Origin of the sequence: Methylobacter sp. (assembly GCF_004322395.1) — a bacterium.
Lineage (GTDB): Bacteria > Pseudomonadota > Gammaproteobacteria > Methylococcales > Methylomonadaceae > Methylobacter_A.
This window is the reverse complement of record NZ_SCTW01000019.1, coordinates 1-23,881: the sequence shown is the minus strand read 5'-3', so window position 1 is coordinate 23,881 and position 23,881 is coordinate 1. Positions and strand designations below refer to the sequence as shown.

The 23,881-nt window shown below is 47.6% G+C and carries 20 protein-coding genes; 14 read left to right on the top strand and 6 right to left on the bottom strand.

Annotated elements, in window-relative coordinates; all coding sequences use genetic code 11:
* The first annotated feature begins 107 nt into the window (after nt 1–107).
* The 3 genes from recG (at nt 108) to EPO18_RS03170 (ending at nt 4,556) form a co-directional block, all read left to right on the top strand.
* Nucleotides 108–2,207: an ATP-dependent DNA helicase RecG gene (gene recG, locus EPO18_RS03180; protein WP_292430419.1), complete on the top strand. Its 2,100-nt coding sequence runs from the start codon at nt 108–110 to the stop codon at nt 2,205–2,207.
* Between the two features lie 6 nt (nt 2,208–2,213).
* Nucleotides 2,214–2,795, top strand: coding sequence for a chorismate--pyruvate lyase family protein (locus EPO18_RS03175; RefSeq protein WP_292430417.1), 582 nt, complete (start codon nt 2,214–2,216; stop codon nt 2,793–2,795).
* A 504-nt stretch (nt 2,796–3,299) separates the two neighbouring features.
* On the top strand, nt 3,300–4,556 hold the full coding sequence (locus EPO18_RS03170; RefSeq protein ID WP_292430415.1) for a glycosyltransferase: 1,257 nt from the start codon (nt 3,300–3,302) through the stop codon (nt 4,554–4,556).
* Between the two features lie 270 nt (nt 4,557–4,826).
* Here the strand turns inward: EPO18_RS03170 and rsgA are convergent, their stop codons facing one another.
* Nucleotides 4,827–5,714, bottom strand: coding sequence for a ribosome small subunit-dependent GTPase A (rsgA, locus tag EPO18_RS03165; protein ID WP_292430412.1), 888 nt, complete (start codon nt 5,712–5,714; stop codon nt 4,827–4,829).
* Nucleotides 5,714–6,964: a M48 family metallopeptidase gene (locus tag EPO18_RS03160; protein ID WP_292430409.1), complete on the bottom strand. Its 1,251-nt coding sequence runs from the start codon at nt 6,962–6,964 to the stop codon at nt 5,714–5,716. Before EPO18_RS03160 ends, rsgA begins: the two co-directional genes overlap by 1 nt.
* 88 nt (nt 6,965–7,052) lie before the next feature.
* Between EPO18_RS03160 and orn the strand changes: the two genes are divergently transcribed.
* From orn to EPO18_RS03125, 7 genes are all read left to right on the top strand, one after another.
* Nucleotides 7,053–7,598, top strand: a complete 546-nt coding sequence (gene orn, locus EPO18_RS03155; RefSeq protein WP_292430407.1) for an oligoribonuclease — start codon at nt 7,053–7,055, stop codon at nt 7,596–7,598.
* A 3-nt stretch (nt 7,599–7,601) separates the two neighbouring features.
* A complete protein-coding gene (crcB, locus tag EPO18_RS03150; protein WP_292430404.1) occupies nt 7,602–8,309 on the top strand; it encodes a fluoride efflux transporter CrcB in 708 nt (235 codons plus the stop codon).
* A 116-nt stretch (nt 8,310–8,425) separates the two neighbouring features.
* Complete coding sequence (gene serS / locus EPO18_RS03145) at nt 8,426–9,697, top strand: serine--tRNA ligase (protein WP_292430402.1); 1,272 nt, start codon at nt 8,426–8,428, stop codon at nt 9,695–9,697.
* Between the two features lie 387 nt (nt 9,698–10,084).
* On the top strand, nt 10,085–10,258 hold the full coding sequence (locus EPO18_RS03140; RefSeq protein ID WP_292430400.1) for a hypothetical protein: 174 nt from the start codon (nt 10,085–10,087) through the stop codon (nt 10,256–10,258).
* A gap of 331 nt (nt 10,259–10,589) precedes the next feature.
* Nucleotides 10,590–11,015 (top strand): single-stranded DNA-binding protein, encoded by a 426-nt coding sequence (locus EPO18_RS03135; protein WP_292430398.1) that lies wholly within the window; start codon nt 10,590–10,592, stop codon nt 11,013–11,015.
* A gap of 3 nt (nt 11,016–11,018) precedes the next feature.
* Nucleotides 11,019–11,453 carry a hypothetical protein gene (locus EPO18_RS03130; RefSeq protein ID WP_292430395.1) on the top strand — a complete coding sequence of 145 codons (435 nt, stop codon included), beginning with the start codon at nt 11,019–11,021 and terminating at the stop codon, nt 11,451–11,453.
* Between the two features lie 37 nt (nt 11,454–11,490).
* Complete coding sequence (locus EPO18_RS03125; protein WP_292430393.1) at nt 11,491–13,239, top strand: ABC-ATPase domain-containing protein; 1,749 nt, start codon at nt 11,491–11,493, stop codon at nt 13,237–13,239.
* Nucleotides 13,240–13,441: 202 nt separating this feature from the next.
* Here EPO18_RS03125 and EPO18_RS03120 read toward each other — a convergent pair whose 3' ends face one another.
* Nucleotides 13,442–14,512 carry a hypothetical protein gene (locus EPO18_RS03120; protein WP_292430390.1) on the bottom strand — a complete coding sequence of 357 codons (1,071 nt, stop codon included), beginning with the start codon at nt 14,510–14,512 and terminating at the stop codon, nt 13,442–13,444.
* 161 nt (nt 14,513–14,673) lie between these two features.
* On the opposite strand from EPO18_RS03120, the gene EPO18_RS03115 reads away from it, so the two are divergent.
* Nucleotides 14,674–15,006 carry an ASCH domain-containing protein gene (locus EPO18_RS03115; RefSeq protein WP_292430388.1) on the top strand — a complete coding sequence of 111 codons (333 nt, stop codon included), beginning with the start codon at nt 14,674–14,676 and terminating at the stop codon, nt 15,004–15,006.
* A 168-nt stretch (nt 15,007–15,174) separates the two neighbouring features.
* On the opposite strand, the gene EPO18_RS03110 is transcribed toward EPO18_RS03115, so the two are convergent.
* From EPO18_RS03110 to EPO18_RS03100, 3 genes are all read right to left on the bottom strand, one after another.
* Entirely contained in the window at nt 15,175–15,741 is a 567-nt protein-coding gene (locus tag EPO18_RS03110) for a HupE/UreJ family protein (protein WP_292430387.1), read from the bottom strand.
* 214 nt (nt 15,742–15,955) lie between these two features.
* Entirely contained in the window at nt 15,956–16,831 is an 876-nt protein-coding gene (locus EPO18_RS03105) for a ribose-phosphate diphosphokinase (RefSeq protein WP_292430383.1), read from the bottom strand.
* A gap of 6 nt (nt 16,832–16,837) precedes the next feature.
* Complete coding sequence (locus tag EPO18_RS03100; RefSeq protein WP_292430380.1) at nt 16,838–18,373, bottom strand: thymidine phosphorylase family protein; 1,536 nt, start codon at nt 18,371–18,373, stop codon at nt 16,838–16,840.
* Between the two features lie 389 nt (nt 18,374–18,762).
* Here EPO18_RS03100 and EPO18_RS03095 point away from each other — a divergent pair, with 389 nt between their 5' ends.
* The 3 genes from EPO18_RS03095 (at nt 18,763) to EPO18_RS03085 (ending at nt 23,725) form a co-directional block, all read left to right on the top strand.
* Nucleotides 18,763–19,341 carry a DNA-3-methyladenine glycosylase I gene (locus EPO18_RS03095; RefSeq protein WP_292430376.1) on the top strand — a complete coding sequence of 193 codons (579 nt, stop codon included), beginning with the start codon at nt 18,763–18,765 and terminating at the stop codon, nt 19,339–19,341.
* Between the two features lie 125 nt (nt 19,342–19,466).
* Nucleotides 19,467–19,904 carry a hypothetical protein gene (locus tag EPO18_RS03090; protein ID WP_292430373.1) on the top strand — a complete coding sequence of 146 codons (438 nt, stop codon included), beginning with the start codon at nt 19,467–19,469 and terminating at the stop codon, nt 19,902–19,904.
* 314 nt (nt 19,905–20,218) lie between these two features.
* A complete protein-coding gene (locus tag EPO18_RS03085; protein WP_292430370.1) occupies nt 20,219–23,725 on the top strand; it encodes an FG-GAP-like repeat-containing protein in 3,507 nt (1,168 codons plus the stop codon).
* The last annotated feature ends 156 nt before the right edge of the window (nt 23,726–23,881 follow it).

Below are 23,881 nucleotides of genomic sequence, written 5' to 3'. Positions count from 1 at the left end.
AAGGCAAAGGGCAAAAGGCTAACAAGCCATCTTTTGCCCTTTGCCTTTCGCCTTGTGCCTATAATAAATATCTCTATGAAGAAGTTCAGTTTTATTAATATAGCCGCATGAAAATCCCGAATGCCCTTCATCAACCGGTCGGTGTATTGACAGGTATCGGTGCCCAAACCGCAAACCGTCTGCAAAAACTCGGCCTTTGCACGCTTCAGGACTTGGTTTTCCACTTGCCGCTACGCTATGAAGACCGTACCCGCGTTTACCCGATAAGGTCTCTAAAGCCGGGTATGACTGTGCTGATCAGCGGCAAGGTTGAATTTATCGACGTCTTGCCCAGAGGCCGGAAAGGTTTGGTCTGCCGGATTAGCGACGGCACCGGCTTTATCAATCTGAAGTTCTTCCACTTTACCGCCAGCCAGCACAATGCGCTGAAACCCGGCACATTAATCAGTTGTTTTGCCGAAGTTCGCTACGGCTTCTCCGGGCTTGAAATGGTTCATCCCGAATACAAGGTCATCACTAGTCCTGAGCATTGCATAACAGAAACGCGTTTGACTCCGGTTTATCCGCTGACCGAAGGCCTCAGCCAGAACGTGATACGCAAGGCGGTTAAGCAGGCTTTAGACCTGTGCAACCAACAACCTGAATTGCTAACTGACTGGATACCCGAATCGATCCTAAAGCAATATCGTTATCCGGCGCTCGCGGACGCGATCCAGACCCTTCATGCGCCGGACGAGTCGGTGTCGATTGAAGCTTTGCAAAACGGCAGCGTACCCGCGTTAAAACGGCTGGCTTTTGAAGAACTGCTGACTCATTACTTAACGCTCAGGGCAACGCGGAATAAAACCAAAGCTTGGCAAGCCCCGGCATTCTCTGTAGATGCGACCGTAAAAGCCGCCACAGAACATTTTATTAATTCCCTGCCGTTTAAATTGACCGGCGCGCAGCAACGGGTCATTGCGGAAATTGAAGCAGACTGCCGATTGCAGCATCCGATGATGCGCCTGGTGCAAGGCGATGTCGGCTCCGGCAAAACCATCGTCTCTGCCTACGCCGCATTATTGGCGTTAACGGCAGGTTACCAGGTTGCCGTGATGGCGCCGACCGAATTGCTGGCCGAACAACACTTTCGTAACTTCACGGCCTGGTTTGAAGGCTTCCAAACCCAAGTGGTTTATTTAACCGGGCAGCTCAAAGGCAACGCCCGAAAAGCCGTTTTACAGGGGCTGGAGGAGGGCGCAGCCAACATCATTATCGGTACTCACGCCTTATTCCAGGACAGCGTGAACTTTCATCGTTTAGGCTTGATTATTATCGATGAGCAACACCGCTTCGGCGTACATCAACGACTGGCGCTCAGGGAAAAAGGCCAACAGGCGGGCATCAGGCCGCATCAATTAGTGATGACCGCCACGCCGATTCCCCGTACTCTAGCTATGCTGCAATATTCAGATCTGGACATATCCATTATCGATGAGCTGCCGCCGGGCAGAAAACCGATTGTTACCAGCGTGATTCCGGCCGAACGCCGCGCCGATGTGATCGACCGGATTAACAGCTGGGTCGGCAAAAAAAGGCAGGTCTATTGGGTCTGTACGCTGATTGAAGAGTCCGAGGTTTTACAATGCGAGGCGGCAGAAAAAACCGCGGAAACGCTGACCCAAGCCTTGCCGGATGTGCGCGTTGCGCTGATCCACGGGCGTATGAAATCCGCCGAAAAAGACGCCGTGATGCAAGCCTTTAAAAATCACCAAATTGATTTACTGGTCGCGACGACCGTTATTGAAGTCGGCGTCGATGTGCCCAACGCCGGGTTAATGATCATCGAAAATCCGGAGCGCCTCGGTCTGTCCCAACTGCATCAATTGCGCGGCCGGGTCGGTCGCGGCAATGACGACAGCTATTGCCTGCTGATGTATCAAGCGCCTTTGTCCGATACCGCCCGTCATCGTTTGGGCGTTTTACGGGACAGTAACGACGGTTTTGTAATTGCCGAAAAAGATCTTGAGTTGCGCGGTCCCGGCGAAGTCATGGGTACCCGGCAGACCGGGCAGATGCAGTTTAAAGTTGCCGACTTAGCCAGAGATTCCGATCTGCTGGCTGTAGTTCAACAGATCGGCGACGAGTTTTTCAATCAAGCGCCTCAAGCCATACAGCCCTTATGCGATCGTTGGTTGGGCGCATCCACAGAATATTCCGAGGTTTAATCCAAGTTGGCAATCAAAAGCTTTTTATTTAATCGGGAACCCGTATGGGTTGAGAACCGTTGCGGCACCCGTCATACCTTGCCGGGGAACATCCAGTCATGGGTATACGAGCCGGGATCGCTAACCCAGCGGTTGCGTAATTATTACGGCGATAAAGTCGGCGTTAATGTGCTGCTTCAGCAGTGGAATACACCGTTCTTAAGTGAGCGCAAGCTGCTTAGATTACACGAAAACAAGTACAGCCTGATCCGGGAGGTTCTGCTCCACGCCGACGGCAAACCGCTGATTTTAGCCAGAACCGTGATTCCGCCAAAGACCGTCAAAGTGGCTAAAAGCAATCTGGCGCATCTGGGTAGCCGTCCGCTCGGAGAAGTGATTTTTTCCTATCCTAAACTGGAACGCATCGAAATGGATGTCACCCTGATTAATTCGCCTCCTGTAGAACAACAGTCGGTATGGACTCAGTCCGCGATAGATAAGGCCAATATCGACCAACCGATGTGGGGTAGAAGAACGGTGTATGCGATTGCGCAACGGCAAATGCTGGTGAGTGAGTTTTTCTTGCCGTGCGCTTTGGAGGTTTTTTAGGTTGGATGGGGCATGCTGCTCCGTTCGCAACGTCCCGACTTTTAAGAACGCTGCCAGTTAGACCTTCCAGGTTTTTAAAACCTGGAAGGTCTGTTTATCGGCATGTTTCCCGCCTAACGTCAGGTAAGGGACTGTCGGAATGACGATAGCCCGCAGAAACTTGCGTATAACGACGAGCGCGTCGCATGGGAACGAGACAAAGCTTCGTGTCTCGGCAACTGCTCCTGCGTTGCTTACATGGATGTAGGTACTTAGCGTGAGCAGGAGCGGAAGCTGCGCCTAAAGCGCCTAGTTGGTGCTCTCGGCAACCGCTCCCTGCGTTGCTCTACCTCCCCCATCCGTGGGGTCGTACCTCCTGATCTGACCTCCATGGATGGAGGAAATGCCGCAAGACTGCCTGGAGCAGTCGCGGCCATGCAGTCGTTCGTGGTGAATAATAAATTTATTATGTATCGGTATATCCTCAGCCGGGTATAGCCTTAACTTTGAAAATTAAATCACTTTATGAAAATCGGCATACAAACCTGGGGTTCCAATGGCGACATTCGCCCGATGCTGGCATTGGCCGATGGCTTGAAAAAAGCGGGTCACTCTGTGACGTTGGTGGTCAGCAGTATCGATAACCACAATTACTCCTGCATCAGCGAACAGTTGGGAATAGCCTACCGGCAAGTGCCGGAGCATATCGATTTTGATATGCAGGATTTTGCCCAGCGTTCGTTTCGGATGGGTACTCTGCAATGGCTACGGGCCTTGCTTGATGAAGCATTTTTTCCCTGCGAGCAAACGATATATCAGTCTGCACAACAATTAGCCGCCGATAATGACTGTGTAATAGGCCATCATTTTCTCTATCCTCTAAAATTGGCAGCGCTACAGCAAAAAAAGCCTTTTTTCAGCGTAACATTTTGCCATGTCGCAATACCTAATCCTCTGATCCCGCCGTTCAGCTTACCTGATTTGGGTCGACATATTAATAGGCTAAGCTGGGGGCTATTGGACACGGTGTTCAATTGGGTATTGAAAAAGCCTTTGAGCCGCTTATGGCTGGAAGCCGGCATAGCGCCGCCCGCCAATGTGCTGACTGAAATGCTGACATCGCAGCAGCTCAATTTAGTAGCGGTCGATCCGTTGTTTTGTCCGTCGTTTGAGAAGTGGCAACCGCATCATCAGGTCTGCGGCTTTTTGAATTTAACTGAAGATGCCCAGCACTGGACAATCCCAGCCCGTCTTGCGGAATTCTTGCAGAATGGCGATGCACCGGTGTATATGACTTTCGGCAGCCTGCAACAGGCGCTGCCCGATTGGAGTATGGAGTTATTTTTGGAGGCGGTAGCTTTGGCCGGTTGCCGAGCCATTATCCAGACCAGTTCGGAGCGTTATCCGGCCGACAGCCAAACCGGACAGGTTTATTTTATCGGCAAGCATCCGCACCAGCCGCTGTTCAAATATTGCGCGGCGGTCGTTCACCACGGCGGCGCAGGCACTAGCCATGCAACGACCCGGTCAGGTTGTCCATCAGTGGTCGTGCCGTTTATGGATGAGCAGCTATTCTGGGCCCGTCAACTGCAATCGCTGGGTTTGGCCGGAAAGCCTTTATCGGCGAAAAAAGTGACTGCCGCCGCTTTGGCTAAGGGCATACGGACAGTATTGGATTCAAAGACTATTCAAGACAATGCCAAGCAGGCAAGTCTGGCTATGCAAAGCCATGACGGAGTAGCGCGGGCAATACATCTGTTGGAAGCGCAATTCCGCATTTAGTTTAATAGCTGATGTCCATTAAAGCCGAGAAAAAGATAGACCACAAATTAAGATCTAATCATTAGAATATCCGCTGTAGGGCGTGCCGTGCGCGCCTCCGGAGCTAAGAAACAGTTAATGTATTAAGCAATAACCATGAAGTGCACGAAGGCCATGAAGATTTCCATCCTTCATGCCTTTCATGTTCTTCATGGTTCAACAATAAAACGTGCTCACACCCTTCGTGGGCTAATGCGTAACACCAGTTAATAGGATGATGCTGGGGTTAAATCAGGGATACGCAGTCGGCATCTTTTCTCTAAGCTTTAAAAACCGCTGGTAACGGGTCATGGATATTTCGCCGTTTTCCGCAGCTGCGCGCACCGCGCAACCTTTATCAACCAGATGACGGCAGTCCTTAAACTGGCATTGATCAATCAACGGTTGAAATTCACGGTAGCCATAAGCCAGTTGCTGCTCGGATAAACCAGCCAGCCCGAAAATCGCAACGCCCGGACTATCGATCAAATCGCCGCCTTGGTCCATATGGTACAGCGTTGCCGCGGTGGTGGTATGCCGTCCGTGTTTAGTGGTTTCCGAGATGGTATTGGTTCTGAGCTCTTTGTCGGGGATGATTGCATTGGTTAACGATGACTTTCCGACGCCGGATTGCCCCGTTAAAATACTGACCTGATCTTTTAAAGCCTGTTTGAGTTCATCCAAACCCGATGCCGCTGTGGCGCTGACCCGGTACAACGCATAGCCTAAGTTTGTATAATCCAGCAGCTCTTGTTCAATATCGGACGATTGCGCCAGATCGGTTTTATTCAGCACTAACGCCGCGTCGATATTGCGATTCTCGCAAATAGCTAGATACTGGTCTATTAGTAAAAAATCGCAGAAAGGCTCGACTGCAAAGACGACAAAGACGGTATCGATATTCGCCGCAACCGGGCGGGTTTTACCGTTTCTGGATGGGCGCATCAACAGCGAACGCCGGGGCAGGATTTCTTCTATGCGGCCTTGGTCGGGCGAGGATTGCGTCCACAACACCCGGTCGCCGACTGCGACGGTTTCAAGCCGTCGCAGGGTTTGGCAAAGTACAATCTTATCGTCATATTCAACAGCAATGCCCTGACCTAAATGGGATATAACCAGTCCTTCGATTAAACCAGCCATTACGCAGGACGTATTTGCGATTCTAAATTGGCGATACGAATAGCCGCAGGCGGGTGGCTGTAATGGAATGCGGAATATAAAGGATCCGGCGTTAAAGTGCTGGCGTTTTCTTCAAACAATTTAACCAAGGCGCTGATCAACTTCTCGGCTTTGGCGTTGTTTGACGCAAAATTATCGGCTTCAAACTCAAATTTGCGTTGAAAGAAAGCGATAATCGGTTGGATAAAAAAGGTAAACGACGATGATACCAGCATGAACAGCAATAACGCGGCGGCAGGCGATGGCTGCGCTACACCCAGCCCGTTGTAGAACCATGGCTGATCGATCAGCCAGCCTAAAACCGCAAAGCTGATCAGGGTCATAACGGCATTGGCAACCAGCATCTTAATAGCGTGTTTACATTTAAAGTGTCCCAGCTCGTGGGCCAGTATCGCTTCCAGTTCTTCATCGTCCAAAGAGTTGACCAAAGTGTCGAAAAACACAATGCGCTTGTTGTTGCCAAGGCCGGTGAAATAAGCGTTGCCATGACCTGATCGCTTTGAGCCGTCCATAATGAAGATGCCATTGCTGCTAAAGCCGCAACGGGCAAGCAAGCCTTGAATCCTGGCTTTTAGCGAACCTTCTTCCATCGGGGTGAATTTATTGAATAACGGCGCAATCATGGTCGGATAAAGCCAGCTCATCAGCAGAGAAAAGCTTATCAGTATGCCCCAGGCCCATAACCACCACAGTGGACCTATGCTGTCCATAACCCACAAGATTAAAGCCAGCAAAGGCATGCCGATAACGGCGACTAAAACCAGTTGCAGCAGTTGATCTTTGATGAATTGTGACGGCGTGCTTTTATTGAAACCGAATTTTTCTTCAATCACAAACGTTTGATAGATGCTGGAGGGAAGCTCTACCGCAGTCATGACCAGGAAAACACTGGCAACTGCGGCCAAACCCGCTATCAAAGGGGATTGCACAGTGGCTGTCCAGAATTCGAAAGCCCAATTAATGCCGCCTCCTAGAGTCATTACTAACAGCAGTACAACGCCGATTATGCTGTCGATATCGCCCAGCCTGCTTTTTTCAAGCGTGTAGTCGGCCGCTTTTTGGTGGGCTTCCAGCGAGACGGTCTCTTTAAAGGCCTCAGGCACGGCGGAGCGGTGCTTTGCAACATAGTCGGCATGTCGCTTAGCCAGCCAAAACTGGACTGAAAAAGAGACGGTTAGTGCGATTAAAAAGATGGTGGTAAAGCTGTTCATAAGCGCGATTCTTCAAAGTTTAAGAGTTAGACGTACAGATTTGCCAATGCTACACTAACCGCCACCTTCAATACAATGGAATCAATAAATGGCGCAGGATCCATCGCATCTTATCTGGGTAGACCTTGAAATGACCGGACTCGATCCGGATAACGATTTGATCATCGAGATTGCTACGATGGTTACCGACAAAGATTTGAATATTCTGGCCCAAGGGCCAGTATTGGCCGTGCACCAGTCCGATCCGGCATTAGCGGCAATGGATGACTGGAACCAGCAGCATCACGGGCAAACAGGCTTAATCAAGCGCGTCAAAGCATCTACTATTGATGATGTCGAAGCCGAACGGCAAACGCTTGAATTTATAAAACAATGGGTGCCGGAAAGAGCCTCGCCGATTTGCGGAAACAGCATCGGCCAGGACAGGCGCTTTTTGTACCGCTATATGCCCAACTTGGAAGCGTATTTTCATTATCGCAATATCGATGTTTCAACGCTGAAAGAGCTTGCCGCCAGATGGGCTCCGCATATAAAGGACGGTTTTAAAAAACAGTCCACGCACCAAGCTTTGGACGATATTATCGAATCCATTGAAGAGCTGCGCTATTACCGCGAGCACTTCATCAAGTTTTAGCGTATGAACCAGATATTTGCAGTTGCGTTAGGCGGATCGTTCGGAGCGGTAGTAAGGTTCCTGGTGTCATCGGGTATTTCTCAGTGGCTGGGGCGCGGATTTCCGTATGGAACGTTAGTCGTCAACGTTATCGGCTCATTTATGCTTGGCTTGCTGACCGAATCGCTGATCCAGCAACGCATCACCGTCACATTCGAATACAGGGCGGCCATTTTGATCGGCTTTATCGGCGCGTTTACTACGTTCTCCACGTTTTCACTGGAAACGTTTTATCTGCTAGAGCAGGGCAATTTAACCAAAGCGCTGCTGAATATTTTTACCAGCGTTACGGCCTGTATATTTGCGATTTGGCTCGGGCTGCTGTGCGGCAGAGGCTTATTTTATTACTCGGACGGCGTTATTCAGTTATCGGGCGGTATCGTTCCTTATGCGTTGATGATAATTAACGCGATACTGGCTTTTTTTATCAGCATGTTAGCGACTATCCTATTGCAGAAAGTGGCGATATCCGTGGAATACCGTGTCGTACTGACAGTGATTACGATAGGCGTTTTTTTAACCTTGTCCGGTTTATATTTAATGCTGTATTTGGTGGAACACGGACACTCATTCGAAGCCAACTTGAATTTAATGCTGGGCACATTCGTCGCTAATAGTCTGATTTGTATTTTTGTGATCTGGATGGGCTTGCTGGTCGGCAGGCAGATTTAATAGACGAAAGACAAAAGGCTAAAGGCAAAAAAAGCATGGGGCAGCATTGGAGCTTCGCCTTTAGCCCTTTGCCTTTCGCCTCATATATATTTTAATTTTAAGGTAATAATTCAATCATGTTAGATCCCCGCTTATTCAGAACCGAACTTGATTTTGTTAAGGAACAACTAAACAGGCGTTCATTCGATTTTAACCCCGAGTATTATTCCGAGCTGGAAGCTCGGCGCAAAGACATCCAGGTTAAAACCCAGGAATTACAAAACGAACGCAACAGCAGCTCAAAAGCCATCGGTATCGCTAAATCCAAAGGCGAAGACGTGCAGCCGTTGTTGGATCAAGTTCAGCATTTAGGCGATGAGCTAAAAGCCGCGGAAACCGAATTGGCCGATATTCAGGCCAAAATGACCGCCTTGATGGAAGGCATCCCCAACATTCTTGATGAGTCCGTGCCGAATGGCAAGAGTGAAGACGACAATCTCGAAATTAGCCGCTGGGGCGAAATCCCGAGCTTCGATTTCGAGCCCAAAGACCATGTCGATTTAGGCGCAAAGATAGGTATGGATTTTGAGCTGGGCGCGAAAATCGCCAGCGCAAGATTTGTGGTATTAAACGGTCCGCTGGCTCGCTTGCAACGGGCCATCATCCAACTGATGCTCGACACGCATATTACCGAACACGGCTACAGCGAAACCTACGTGCCTTTCCTGGTCAACGCCGACAGCTTGCGCGGAACAGGGCAGTTGCCCAAGTTCGAAGCCGATCTGTTCAAGGCCAGCGATGATCCTGCCTTATACCTGATTCCGACCGCCGAGGTGCCGGTCACCAACATCGTCAGGGATGTGATTATCGAAGCCAAAGACCTGCCGCTTAAATTCGTTTGCCACAGCCCGTGTTTCCGTAGCGAAGCCGGTGCCTACGGACGAGATGTAAGAGGCATGATCCGCCAGCATCAATTCGAAAAAGTCGAGATCGTACAAATCGTAAAACCGGAAGATTCTCCCAGAGCGCATGAAGAGTTAACCAATCACGCCGAAGCTGTGTTGAAAAAACTAAACCTGTCTTACCGCAGGATGTTGTTGTGTGCAGGCGATACCGGCTTTTCATCAAGCAAAACCTACGATCTGGAAGTCTGGTTGCCGGGGCAGGGCGCTTATCGGGAAATCTCATCATGCAGCAACTTCAAAGACTTTCAGGCACGCCGCCTGCAAGCCCGTTGGCGCAATCCGGAAACCGGCAAACCGGAGTTGGCGCATACTTTAAACGGCTCCGGCCTAGCGGCAGGCAGAACCTTGATTGCGGTCATGGAAAATTATCAGGATGCCGAAGGGCGAATTCATATCCCTGAAGCATTGCGGCCTTATATGGGCGGATTGGAAATTATTGGATAGCCGGTAGGGCGTGCCGTGCGCGTCCTACTTGGTTATTTTGTGACTATTATTGGTGTTTTCATAACACATCATTCGATATGAACTCGTGTCAGATAGGAGGCTTGACATAAATTCATGTCGAAATGACGACAATGTAATTTATTGTGTAATTGATTTAACTTCAGATTAAACAACTCCCAACAAACTTCTACGGTGCACGAGTTGATTTCCAAAAAATCGCGTTAAATTTTAACTTTTTACACATCTTATATGAATGGATTATGAATTTAATGTCTACATTAAGGAAACAATCTATATATCCATACGATTATTGTCAACAATATATATCTTGAGTATAGTTGAGCCGTAGTTTAGAAAAATTTTCAACTTTAATTTGAGGACTTAATCATGAGCGACTTTTACAAAGATATTTTAACGGGGACGATATTTTTAATAGGTTTGTTGGGCTTTATTTCCGGTGAATTCATTATTTCATCCACACTATTTGCGTCTGCGGCTATTGCCAGCAACGTTAACCTGAACAGTAAAAGAGTCAAAGCCGGGCAATTGTCATGCGATTGACGCTAGTACCTGAACGATTTAATTACGCGACTTAAAAACTTCCAAGGCTTAACGGCCTTGGAAGTTTTTTACTTTTAAGCTATTCATCTTTTCCATCCCGCAGTATTTTCTTATCTTCGCTAGCCAAAAACGCCATTTCTTTCGTATTTGCGCTTTTCTTAATTTGTTCAAAATAAACATCCATCATAAAAAGCGCATCGTGTAAGCTGTTTGGTTAAACAACCGGACTTGCCCTACGATAATCAAAACCAATCCAAGGTTTTGCATTTTCTTTTTATATGGAACCGGTTGATAATATCTATATTATTAATTAACCATAAATGGGAAAAAAATGAGCAACGTGTTTAGTTTTACCGGTACAGTGGGTCGTGATGCAGAAGTCAGGTATTTGCCGTCAGGCCAAGCGGTGTTGAACGTTACCGTAGCCAACAATATCGGTTTTGGCGACAAGCAGCAGACTCTATGGATCAGGTGTGCGATATGGGGTAAACGGGCTGAGGGGCAGTTGCAGAATTATCTGAAAAAAGGCCAACAGGTGTTTGTTTCGGGCGAACTGAGTCAAAGCGAATATCGGGCGCAAGACGGCTCGACTAAAACCAGCCTTGAATTGAATGCCAATATTATCGATTTGGTCGGCAAAAGAAACGAGCCCAATCAAGCGCCGCAACAAAACTATCAATCTTCACAGCCATCGGCTCAACAAGCTCCGAGCCATGATAATTTCGATGCGCCGTATGACGACGATATCCCGTTCTAATTGATGAAAAAAATATCGGATAGCCCTGAAGCAGAGCGGCAAAGGGTAAGTGTTACTGAGCGTAGTCTGCTGATCGCTCATGGGCAAAGTAAGAAATTGGCGGACATCCGCAAAAGACTTCAACCGGATTTGCCGGTTGAAGCGATGCAGCGTAGTAGCGTGCCGAAAAAACAGCTGTTTATCGGCTTGAAGCCGGAAGTCGCCGAGGAGCTGAACAAAGCAATATCGCTTATCGATGACGGTATTAATCGAATAATGAGTAGCTTTCCCGAGGGTAAGAAAAACAGGCTGTTCGGTTTTAGGTTCGGCTCGGTTAATGCTATAAAAAATATGAGTATCAAGGCCGCTTTTAAGACATTAGGTATCGATGATAATTCGGTCAAAATGAAGTTGATTGCTGAACTGAACTGTCACGGCGATGAGGTTAAAGGGAGTTAGATTCTCCAGTTTTTAAAACTGCACGGTAGGAGGGAATGTGAACACATTACAATCATTGCTAGCTTCTATCGCCGACCAATCTTTCCAGAACATACAAAAGCTGCGCGGTTCATATCGTTTCCCCCGATTCGAACTCAGCTTTATCAAAATGCAGGGTAGCCCCGGAGCTAACCCTGCTTCCATAGCATCGGTAAAAATAGCGTTGCAGGACAGTAAAATCCCCGAGCAATTTTTACAGACCGCCGAATGCAAACTGGCGGTAGCCGATTTTTTGATTCGGCGCTTTCGCGACGGGATTGACCGGTTTGCCCAGCAAAATCGCGGCAAAGACGGCAGCGGTTCGTTTAACACTATCGCCCTAAGCCAAAAAATGCTGATCAGGGACAGTGTTTTGTTTGATGACGATGCTGTTTATTTGCGCTTTATTATCAGCTTGCCTGCTAAAGGGCAAGGCGGAGGCATTTTTGATGCCGAGCAGGCGTGGGTTATGCTGAATCAGGAGCTGACTGCAATTGTCGATGCCTGCTTTTTCTATCAACATTACGATGAGCAAACCCGAACGCTACTTGAGCGGTTTGTCGATGTGCAAAAAACGCGCACCGAGATCATTCAATTTATGCAGCAACATGATCTGGTCGCTTTCATCGCTAATGACTCAAAGCTGCCTCGGCATAGCGGCGTTGATGACCGGCCTGCTATGGACGAGTCTGTTAAAACATTTCAATCTCCTAAATTATTACAAATAACAATTCCCCTAGCGAATGGCCGCAGCATAACCGGAATGGGCATCAAAGAAGGCATCACCTGCATTACCGGCGGCGGTTATCATGGCAAATCGACCTTGATGCAGGCGATTTTAGCCGGGGTTTATGCGCATATTCCCGGCGACGGGCGGGAATATGTGGTGACTCGGGAGGATGCGTTTTTTATCAGGGCGGAAGAAGGCCGTAGTATTCGGGATGTCGACATTAGTCCTTTTATCGGCGATTTGCCGAACGGCCTTAAAACAGACCGGTTTTCATCCGATAACGCCAGTGGCAGCACCTCGCAAGCGGCCAATATTGTCGAAGCGATTGAAAGCGGTAGCCGCTTATTGCTGTTTGATGAAGACACCTGCGCAACTAATTTCCTGGTACGCGATGAGCTGATTAAAAAAATCCTGGATGTAGCGCAAGAGCCGATCAAGCCGCTTTATTCGACGGTGCGGTTGCTATGGAGAAAGCATCATATCTCGATGATTTTCGTAGTCGGCGGTCTGGGTTATTTTTTGCAAAAAGCCGACACCTGTCTGCTGATGGATAATTACCGCTGTGATGATATTACTTCTAAGGTGCGTGACCGGCTTGGGGCGATAGTGGAAGAAGATGTATCAATTCCAGGTCTTGCGGTATCGCGCCGTTTGGCGGTCGATAATTTCGATCCTGCTTATATCAATCGGCGCCTGAACAAGAGGATACCCAAACGCATAAAAGATTTACGCAATGCGCCGAGGCAGCTTGAATACGGCATGGATTTGATCAATCTGGATGCGGTAGAGCAAATTGCAGAAGCGCCGCAGATTCTAACTATCGGCTATTGTCTGCTGGCGTTGCGGATTAAATTAAATCAGCCTGGCAATAAATTTGAAACGATCCGTTTCTGGATAGACTGGCTGGAGGAAGAAATAAGCAAACACGGATTAGCCGTGTTGGAACCTGATTACCCGGGAACTCTTTCGATGCCGCGTAGATACGAACTGGCAGCAGCGATTAATAGAATCCGGTCGTTAAAGATTTTTCGGGAATGATGGAATGAAACAAAATGAAGGGCAAAAAAAAGACCACCTCAGAGAGAAAGGGGGGATGAGCCCAGGTGGTCTTTGTAAGAGAGATAATGCGACAAATCATAGCCTCCTGCCTTTCTTGTCGGGGTATAGATTAACAAGATAAATCAACTAAGTTTATTAGTACGAATACCTATATTGACAATATTTTATCTCTCAGATGTTTTTATGCACTTAAGTTAATTTGCTGAATGGTTCCGGTTTTGCCGTCTTCAGTTAAATAAATGCCGGTATCGGTAACTTCCCCGAGCGATTCGTTATCGGCAGTGCGTAATTGAAAGGGTGTGGTGGCATGTCCAAGATAGATAGCGCCAATATTTTTATCACCCAATGCAATAAGCTGGTGACTGCCGTCCTCGTGTCGTTGCCATATTCTTAAGCTGTTATAGATAGGATCGGCTTCGTCAATAAAACTATTGTTATCGGCGTCATACTTCGCCAATTCTAAAAATCCGTTACCGGAATTTGGCCCGAACAGTTCGGAACCATCGTTAATAGTGCCATCTTTATTTTTATCAAGCGCTAGAAAACCACTGCCCGGCTTTAGCATGGCGATCTGTTCGGGTGTGCCGTTGGCATCGATATCGAATTCAAAGCGTGTTTCCGATAACTCCGCTGCATTGCCGTCAAAATTGATAACAAGAGGATCAACTTTCTTTTCGGGGTCGCCGGCTGTGATGGAAAGGTTTGTTTCCATACGAAATTCGCGGCTCATATTCAGTTGAATGGAAAATTCGATACTTTGGCCGTCCTGTGTTTTGATTGAACCGGTCGCAGAAAAACTTGAGCTTTCAGATTCTTGGTAAGAGGTATGATGTTCGTAAACGAGACCGAAGCCAGCAGAGGAAGGGGAGCTTGCAGGCGGGGGCGTTGTTGCTATTTCCACGTTTTTAATATCGGTTGCTGTTGTATTATCAACATCGGCTGCCAGTTCATCTGGTGAAAAAAGTTTGAACTCCTTGCCGGTTAACTCTCTAATCATCTGTTTTATAAGCAGCATCATTACCCCGTGCTTGGCATCAGGTGCTTCACTGAGATCGAGCGATTGTTTTTCGGGTTTAAGCGTTTGGGATGCTTTACTTAGACTGACTGTGTCTGTCAGGTGATGATTCCCCCTATTTCCGTCTTCTACGGGTTGCTTTGGGGTTTTCCAGAACCGGAGCGACTCGGATTCTTGAGATTTTTTTAAAAATTGATGCTGACTGTTTAATTGGATGGCGGAACTTTTTATGATCATTAGCGTTGACCCCTGAGAAAAGTTTGATTCACCAGAAGTTTATCGGCCGATATCGAAATTAGTTTAAGCGGTATGCAAAATGGCTGGCGACAGCGGCAACAGGACTGGATTGCTTGGTGTACAATAGAATTTTTAAATTGTTTAGATAGATAGGATCAACAATGGAAGCGTACCCTGAGAAAACCTGTTCGATAGACCGTCTGGTCACTCATGCGAAACTGGTAGAAGCGACAAAAGCCGGAATGAAAACACAGCAGCGTCGCGATGGCGTATACGGCTGGCCCGGCGAAACTTTCGACTTGGACGGGATGACTTTTGTTGTTACCGATTTAAAACGTCAGCGTTTAGGCGAGATGACCGATGCCGATGCAAAAGCAGAAGGCTATCCAAGTCTTGATATGTACCGGGACATCATCTTGAAAATGCATGCAGGAATGACTTGGAACGCTGACGCTCTGGTTTGGGTGCATACTTTTGCAGCTAAGACGGATTAGTTCGCTGCCTAAAATCCTCAGCTTTTCGGGACAAAGGTTTAATTTTTTTTATACTTCGGTGAAAGACCAGACAGGTACAGCCAATATGCGGGGTTATTTTTCGATCGTAATTTAAAAAATAGCTTGTGCTGGATTGGCTGTTTTGTTTAGCGGAGTGCTATTTACTTGTTAACCTGCAGCTAAATAATACAAACCACTGCTTAAGCATATTAATGAAAACAGGTAATTAATGCGCTTGCCTGTAGTCAGGCCAACTACGCAGCCGCTAGCGCAAATAACCAGACTCATCAGCATTAACGCTGAGAAATACTGCACGGCGCTGGAGTCGGTTGGAATTTCTGCGGCATGGGCATAGCCGTGGAAAACAGCAAAAAACGATACGCCCAGAAAGAGTATTTTAGAACGCTGTCTTTGGCCGATACTAACCAATAAACCAAATGCCGCCACCGATAACGCGAGTAATGATTCAACAAACGGTATTTGAACCCCATAAGCATTAAACAAGGCTCCGGCAGCCATTAATCCGAAAAAAACAGCCGGAAATGCAAACAAAGCTTTGCCTCCCTGTTTAGCCGCAATCAAGCCAACCGCTATTAATACCAGTAAATGATCGATACCGGTTAATGGATGCAGTAAACCGCTCATCAAGCTGTGATCGATATGTCCACCGGTATGTGCATAAAGTGAGGGTGATACGAGAAACAATGCGGCAATCAGCCAGTTTTTAATACGCATAAAGAAGTCCTCTTAAAATTGTTAAATCGGGGTGAACAATGTTCGACAAACTGTTGTCTGGAGTTGTTGTAAAAAGGGCCTCAGTCTATTAACTGGCTTGGGGTCTGTCAACGCTTTATCAACTAATATGCATGATTAAAAGTATAGTGCATATGGCTTAATGTAGGGCGTGCCGTGCGCGCCGAAGAGTGTTAAATTTAAACGAAGAACGCCCTCAAGCAATTTCCTTAATCGCGTCCGCCAGTAAAGCATCGAGCTTGATGCAGGAGCTCGGATGATCGATGCTGTCGGTGCTCCAGATGGTTTTGATACCGGCTTTAAGGATATGCCCGTAAGCATCGTCGCAAAACAGGGCATGGGTGACAACCGTATAAATGTCTTTGCAGCCCTTGGTTTGCAGAAGCCCGGCTGCTTTAGCAAGCGTCCTGCCGGTACTGGCCATGTCGTCGATGATGATAACGGGGCGGTTGCAAAAATCGCTATCCGGCAAGGTCATTTCGACCTGTTTGTCGCCGAGCCGGTTTTTATCGGCAATCGCATAATCGAAACCGATGTTGCTTGCAATAGCAGCGACCCATTGTTCCGATTCGCTGTCCGGCCCTAACAGTACCGCATGTTTGAACTGCTGTTGTAAAAAAGTTCCGATTTCATTCGCAGCGGTAAGACTAATTGCGTTTTTGATCGGAATCGCCTGGGTTAATGACGAGATGCGATGCAAATGCGGATCTACGGTCAGCACATCGTCAAACAAGTTTGCAAGCAATTTGCCGATGATGCGCTGGCTAACCGCCTCGCCGGGCTGGTTGGCGATATCCTGGCGCATATAGCTTAAATAGGGCGCGACCAGGGTCAGGCGTTTAGCGCCTAATTCCCGTGCGGTGGTGGCGCACAGTAACAATTCGATCAGCTTGTCGTTGGGCTGATTAAGGCTGCGGCAAACAATAACATGTTCCGGCAATGACGGAGGCAGGCGGATCAAGCTTTCGCCGTCGGGAAAATGGTGCAGAACGGCTTCGGCCAGAGGTACATCAAGCCGGGTAGCCAAACGCTGTGCTTGGCCTAAATAGTCGGGGAAGGCGAGTATCAGCATGGCGGGTTAAAAGGCAATCAAAGACTTGATGATTTGCTCATTATTGCCTATGGTGTAACCGCTGTCTTGTGCGGCTAACTCCTTGGCAAATCTAAAATCGGTCGGAAATTCGCCATAGATGCGATATAGCGTATCGCCCGATTTTACTTCACTGCCCAGTTTCGTTAACAAATCGACGCCTGCTTTTTTTATCTTAGGAGCACCGGCGAGCCGGGCAATTTTTGCCATTTGAAAGTTATCGATACACGTTACTACGCCGTCGCGTTCGGCAACAACCTCATGACACAGGCTGCCGGGATGCAGGTCGATAGGTTTTGAGCCTTGTGCCCGAATCAATGCATTCATTTTGGCTCCGGCCCGGCCCGATTCGAGTATGTCACGGGCAATCGCATAGCCTTGTCCGCCGCGGACATCGGGGTCGAATTCAATGATCCTGCCGGCCAGTTGCAAAGATTTCTGGCGCAAATCGAACGGCGCATCGGGATCGTTTTGCAGCACTTGCATAATATCCCGAGCTTCCAGCGTCGGGCCTATGCCTCGTCCTACCGGTTGACGGCCGTCGGTAATCATCACTTCCAGATGGATGTTGAGCCGGTCGCCGACAAATTCGAACAGTTTTCGCAAGGCCAATGCCTGATTCATCTGCCGCACTTTAGCGGTGGGGCCGACCGGAATGTCGATAATCAAATGCGTGGAACCGGCGGCCAGTTTTTTGGACAGAATCGATGCTACCATTTGTCCCTGAGAATCGATGCCCAACGGGCGTTCAACGGAAATCAGCATATCATCGACCGGCGCGAGTTTTGCCGTGCCGCCCCAAGCCAAACAGCCGCGTTCCTGGCGTACGATGTTATGAAGCTGATCCGGGCTCAGATTAACCTCGGCCAGCACTTCCATCGTGTCGGCCGTGCCTGCCGGGGAAGTAATTGCGCGGCTGGAGGTTTTCGGTATCAACATGCCGTGCGCGGCAACGATAGGCACGACCAGCATCGAAGTGCGATTGCCGGGAATGCCGCCGATGCAATGCTTATCGGCGACCAGCGATTCATGCCAGTTCATCCTGTCGCCGGATTGCAGCATCGCGCGGGTAAGAAAAAACAGCTCGTCGCGGTCAAGATTGTTTTGCCCGGTCGCAACCAGGAACGCCGCCATTTCCATCTTCGAATAGCGGGTTTCGACAATATCGTTGGTTATACTGTTAAAGTCATCCTGGCTGAGACGTTCGCCGTTGATTTTGCGGCGCACCGCATCCATCGACTTTGGATTTTCAGCATGATTGACCGTAACCAGACTGCCTTCGGCGACATTAAACTGCTGGAATGCCTGCTCTGACAGTCCCAGTTCTCCCGGCAGAACAATGGAACTATCATCGACTACGTTAAGAACCGCTAGGACTTTGGAACCGTTGGTGCTAACCAGGATTTTAGACAGTGCCTGAAAACCCTCTGCCCGGTAAATGCCGCACTCGCGGTGCATATAAGCGACGTTTTCATGATACGTATCGATAGCGATACGGCGGATCTGGAGGTTGTCATTACTCATCGGATAAAATAGCTTGTAAATAAACGTATTGATAATGCGGTTTGAGGCGGGGATTGTCAACCCGCCAAGCATCAGCTTAAGAATGGGGTGCAGGCTTCGCCTGCAAGATTGTTGGCGGGCAAGCACCAAAAGTAGGCGCTTTCGGCGAAGCTTCCGCTCATGATCTACTATAATTACTCTCGTTCCCACGCAGTATGCTCATCGTTATACACAAGTATCTGCGGAACGCCGTTATTAAGGCAGTCATTTACCTAGCGTCAGGCGATATGCAGACCTTCCAGGTTTTTAAAACCTGGAAGGTCTAACTCGCAGCGTTCTGATCAGACCGGACGTTTCGAACCGAGGAAATCTTCACTATCAGCGCATAAACTTTAACCCCAGGAACACCAATGAACAAATGCACATGGGCGCTGTCCAGCCCGTCTGAAGAGCTGTATCACGACCTCGAATGGGGCATGCCCGTGCATGACGACCGGCTGCTGTTTGAGTTTTTGATTCTTGAAGGCGCTCAGGCGGGCTTAAGCTGGTCAACCATTCTGAACAAACGCAATGGCTACAGACAAGCCTTCGATAACTTTGATGCTGAAAAGATTGCAAACTACGATGACAAAAAAATCATCGAACTGTTGGCTAACCCGAACATCATAAGAAATAAACTGAAGATAAATGCAGCCGTCGCCAACGCACAAGCTTTTTTGAATGTTCAGCAAGATTTCGGCAGTTTCGATGCCTATATTTGGCAATTCGTTGACGGTAAACCGCTACACAATGCCTGGAAAAATGCCGCCGAGGTTCCTGCGTTTACGCCAATATCCGAGCTAATGAGCAAGGATCTTAAAAAACGAGGCTTTAAGTTTGTCGGCAGTACCATTTGTTACGCCTATATGCAGGCGGTTGGAATGGTCAACGATCACACTGTCGAGTGCTACAGGCATGCTGAAATTAAAACAAGCACCCATATAAAATAGCCTTACCCCATCAGTTTTTAATGAAGATGTCTAATGTAGCTTAGGTAGCGATTCTGCCGGACTACTTAAAAAGGGTGGATTATGAGTATAATGAAACTGTTGAATTCTTCCTTTCGGTCAAAATCATGAAAAAATTCCTGCTTTCGTTTTTGGCTATCGTCCTGATCATTGAAGAATGGCTTTGGGATTTACTGACGGCATTTGGGCGCTTATTATTCCAATGGTTGAATCTGGAGCAATTTGAGCAATGGCTTAGTCAGACAACTGCGAACATGGCACTGGTGGCGCTTGGTATTCCGATACTGATTGTTACACTGATCAATCTCGCGGCATTCGGATTGATAGCAAAAGGATTGATTCTGCAAGGCATCCTGACGGAAATATTAGCCAAACTAGTCGGCACTTTGTTGGTTGCCAGAGTGTTTGCACTGACCAAACCGCAGCTATTAACTTTTGCTTTCTTGAGGGTCACTTACACGACGATCACTTATTGGCTGCAATGGGCGCATCAGAAAATCACTGATACCGCAATCTACCGCTGGGCGAAGCAATGGAAAATCTAAGGTAATAAAGCGTTGCTGCTTGGTTTAACTGACTTTAATGTCCAGATATTCGGCAAGGATCACATGCGTGCGATTCTACCGAAAATAGCATTTTCAACAATCTACCGCTCTTTTATTCTCCTAAGCACTTACTCGAGAATTTTATAATTAAGAGTCTTTTCCGGCGGCTTCAAGTAAACAATAGTTAGATAGAGGTAAGTTTGGCTCTAAATACAGATAGATTTTTTTGTTAGGAACTTAAATTTATGTTACTAAATTTTATTACAAATAAGTTTAGGATGTTTTTTTGTGTAACTTTTATATTAATAATTGGTTTGATTATTTATAAAACCCCGTTGCTTATTCCTGAGGGTTTTCCTTATGCCGCCAAAACTTTTAGTACCGATCAATTAGTTCAAAAAAGAAATACTTTAAACGTTACTTTTGTCGATAGAACTTTAGAAAAAGGCCTGCATTTCATCCATCAACAAGGGGATGAGCAATTGGCCGGCATTGATGAATCGCTGGGATCCGGCGCTTGTGCTGCCGATTTTAATAACGATGGTTGGATTGATCTTTATTTGGTCAATGGTTCCGGGCATACCCGCTATTACGGGAAACAGTATTGGTGGCAATCGTCTCAAGGTAACATGTTGTTTTTAAATGAAGGCGGCCAAAGATTCCAAGACGCGACAGCCGCAAGTGGCTTAGACAAAAAAATCTGGGGTATGGGTTGCTTAGCCGGAGATTTTGACAATGATGGCGATGCCGACCTATTAGTCACAGGCAAGGATGCCAGATTGTTATACAGAAATAACGGTAACGGAACATTTGCCGATGTCAGCCAGGAAAGCGGAATCGCCGGTGAGTTTTGGTCAACTTCTGCCGCAGCCGCCGACTTTAATGGCGACGGATTATTGGATATTTACATAGGCAATTTTATCGATTTTAAAAAAGGTAAAAAAACATTTGAGGCAAATAGTCAGTTTGCGGGTGAAAAAAAGAATACATTCGATCCCAGTCTTTATGAGGCGCAGCCTAATCAGCTTTATCTGAATTTAGGGGGATTAAAATTTAAAGAAATTGCAGCGCAAGCCGGTGTTATCGATTCCGAGGGCAAGACGCTGGACGTAAGTTGGCAGGATATTAATCGTGATGGGCTGCCTGATCTGCTGGTCACCAATGATCGCGGCACGGGCTCCAATACATCCTATCTGAATAAGGATGGTGAGCGCTTTGAGCCGGGAGGCCAGGCTTTAGGACTTCGCTCTGCATTAGGTAATCGAGGCATCTCTTCAGGCGATCTGGATAACGATGGCGATATTGACCTTGTTATTGCGAGTACAACAGGGGAAAGCACTGTTGCCTTAATTAATGAACAACTCGAGGAAGGAAAAAATATTTCCTCATTGCAATATAAGGACCGTGCCCGTGAAATTGGGCTTGGCGCAAATCAATTTTTGGACCTTTCCGCTTGGACGACGGTGGTTCAGGACTTTAACAATGATGGCTTCAATGATGTCTTTATTGCAGCAGGACATTTGGAGCCGGACCCGGATACAGCGAAAGTAACTCAAGGACAACCCAAACAACTTTTACTCAACAAAGGGAATGGATATTTTTCCGATGTAACGGGCTCGTCCGGTATTGCCCTGCAAGATACGCAATCGGCCAGAGGAGCTGTATATGCCGATTTCGACAATGACGGCGATGTTGATCTGTATATTGGCCACAATAATGATTTGGGCCAGTACTTGGCTAATGAATCACCCAAAAATCATTGGCTAGGCCTGAAACTGATAGGTACAAAGTCCAACAAGGATGGGGTGGGGGCAGAAGTGCAGCTGACTACGTCAACTGGAAGCCAGATTCGTTCTATAGTGAGTGGCGAAGGGTTTCTTTCCGACAGCGATAAAAGAATTATTTTCGGATTGGGAGATGAAGCCAAAATCGATCGAATAATCGTAAATTGGCCTAGCGGTAATAAACAGACTTTTCGATCAGTGCAGGCTGATCATTACTGGTTGCTCGAGGAAAATCATGATCATATTCAAGAGTTGCCTATTGCTCCACCGGTCAATACACCCAGTCAGAATTTGCGCTTAAAACTTGGAGTTGATCGGCCCGAAATTCGAGCTCAATATATCAGGATGCTTCGGCAAGCGGAGCGTAATGAGCAAATTTGGTCCGAGCTGGTTATAGCCTCTAAAGATGATAGTTGGCAGGTTCGCCGTGAAGCGATCGAAGCAGCGTTTCGTCCAAGTTCGGCTCAGGGCTTAAGTTTGTTGATTCACGGTCTGGAAGATATAGAAGTTTCCAATGTCATTGCTGCAATAGAAGGACTGCGGCTTTATGAGGATGAACCGTCCATTAGATGGTTGCTACGCATGTTCTCTCATAAAGACCCTGCCGTCAAAATCGCCCTTGCCGATTGCTTTGCATATTTTTTTAAGGAAGAAGAAGCCGTCGTTCATCGCAAATATCTTGCTGTTCCGTACCTGATACGTTTGCTCGACGATCCGGAGCCCAAAGTACGTATTGCGGCTGCTCATGCTTTAGGCGATGCAGAGCGTTTTCGTGGAGTGCATTCATTACTAGCTCATCTGAGCGATCCTGATCCGGCAGTGCGGGCAGAGGTGGTGCAAACTTTGGGCTTGATTCGGCAACGTATAGCATTACCCGAACTAAGGCGCCTAGTTTCGGACGATGCTCAGACAGCGCAGGTGATTGCGAATAGCTTTATCGCACTAAAACGTCTTGGCGATGAGGACGTTGGAAAAACACTAATCTCCTTTGTAATGGGGCAAGATGGTTTTGAGGCTATGCCTATAGAAAAGCGTTTGGATGTGTTTGCTGATTTATTGGCTCAGGATGATGAAGTTGCGGTGTTTGATTCCGAACAGCTAAGGCAATTGGCTCATACCGCTTTTAACAAATTTTCACCCAATTCAATGCCAACGGCTAAAGCCATCGATTCAACGCAGCGTTGGATTGCCATTTGGCGGAATATGCCGGAGCACGCCAGTACCGAGTGGTTGGAGCGGCAAACGCATAGTCCGCAGGAAAATATACGGGCGTCGGCATTTCAAGCCATTTTTTCACAGAGGTCGACTGAGCATGTCGCTAGGTTGCATCAGGCATGGTCGGATAAAGATTTATCGCTCAACCGCTTGGCGCTCAAAGAACTGTTGCGCGAAAAAAGCGCTCTATCTATCGAAGACTACCAAAGAATTATTGCCAACCCTGAATTTAGGTCAACAGCGCTACAGATTTGGTCTGAACAAGGTTTTTTAGCAGAGCCGCCAAAGCTGGCTAGAGCGCTTCAGGCCGTTTTTTTGTCCGGAACCGAACATAAGCATTCGGGGAATGATATGCAGAGCAAATCATTGCAGGGCTCTACTGCAAAAAAAATATTCGAAGCGTCTTCAAATTTGCAATTAACCGAATTAGAACTGATATGTTTCAGTAGCAATGCAGAGTTACAGTCTTTTTGCCCACTTATACTGTTTTCAAAAAATACCCCCGAGCATCGTAGTGTAGCCTTAAAGCTATTACGCGATCCGGCATATTCAATAACCATACGGCAAGCTGTTTTAAATCGTTATGAGGTCGATTTTGATCAAGATACGATTAACGTGCTGTATGCGATAGCCCAAGCTAAAAAAGATCCGTTGCGCAATGCGGCGATACATAAACTGTTTTTATTTAACGACGATGCGCTGCTCGAGTTTGCCAACAAAATAGCAAGCAATGTGTCGGAAGACAGTGAAATACGTATTCAGGCTGTTGAGTTTTTAGTTCGGCGGGGGCGCCCCGAAGCACGGGAAATCCTTTACCTTTAAATTCAGTTACTGATGTTACGCACGGATGGTTTTTGTCCCGTATGCCGCGCCGAGCACCGGAGCTTTCGGCGGGAATAGCCCGCAGGGGCGCTGCATGGATGCAGCGCGTTGCCAGAGGGCCAAGGATGGCCCTTCTGGCAACCCCCGTCGAAAGCG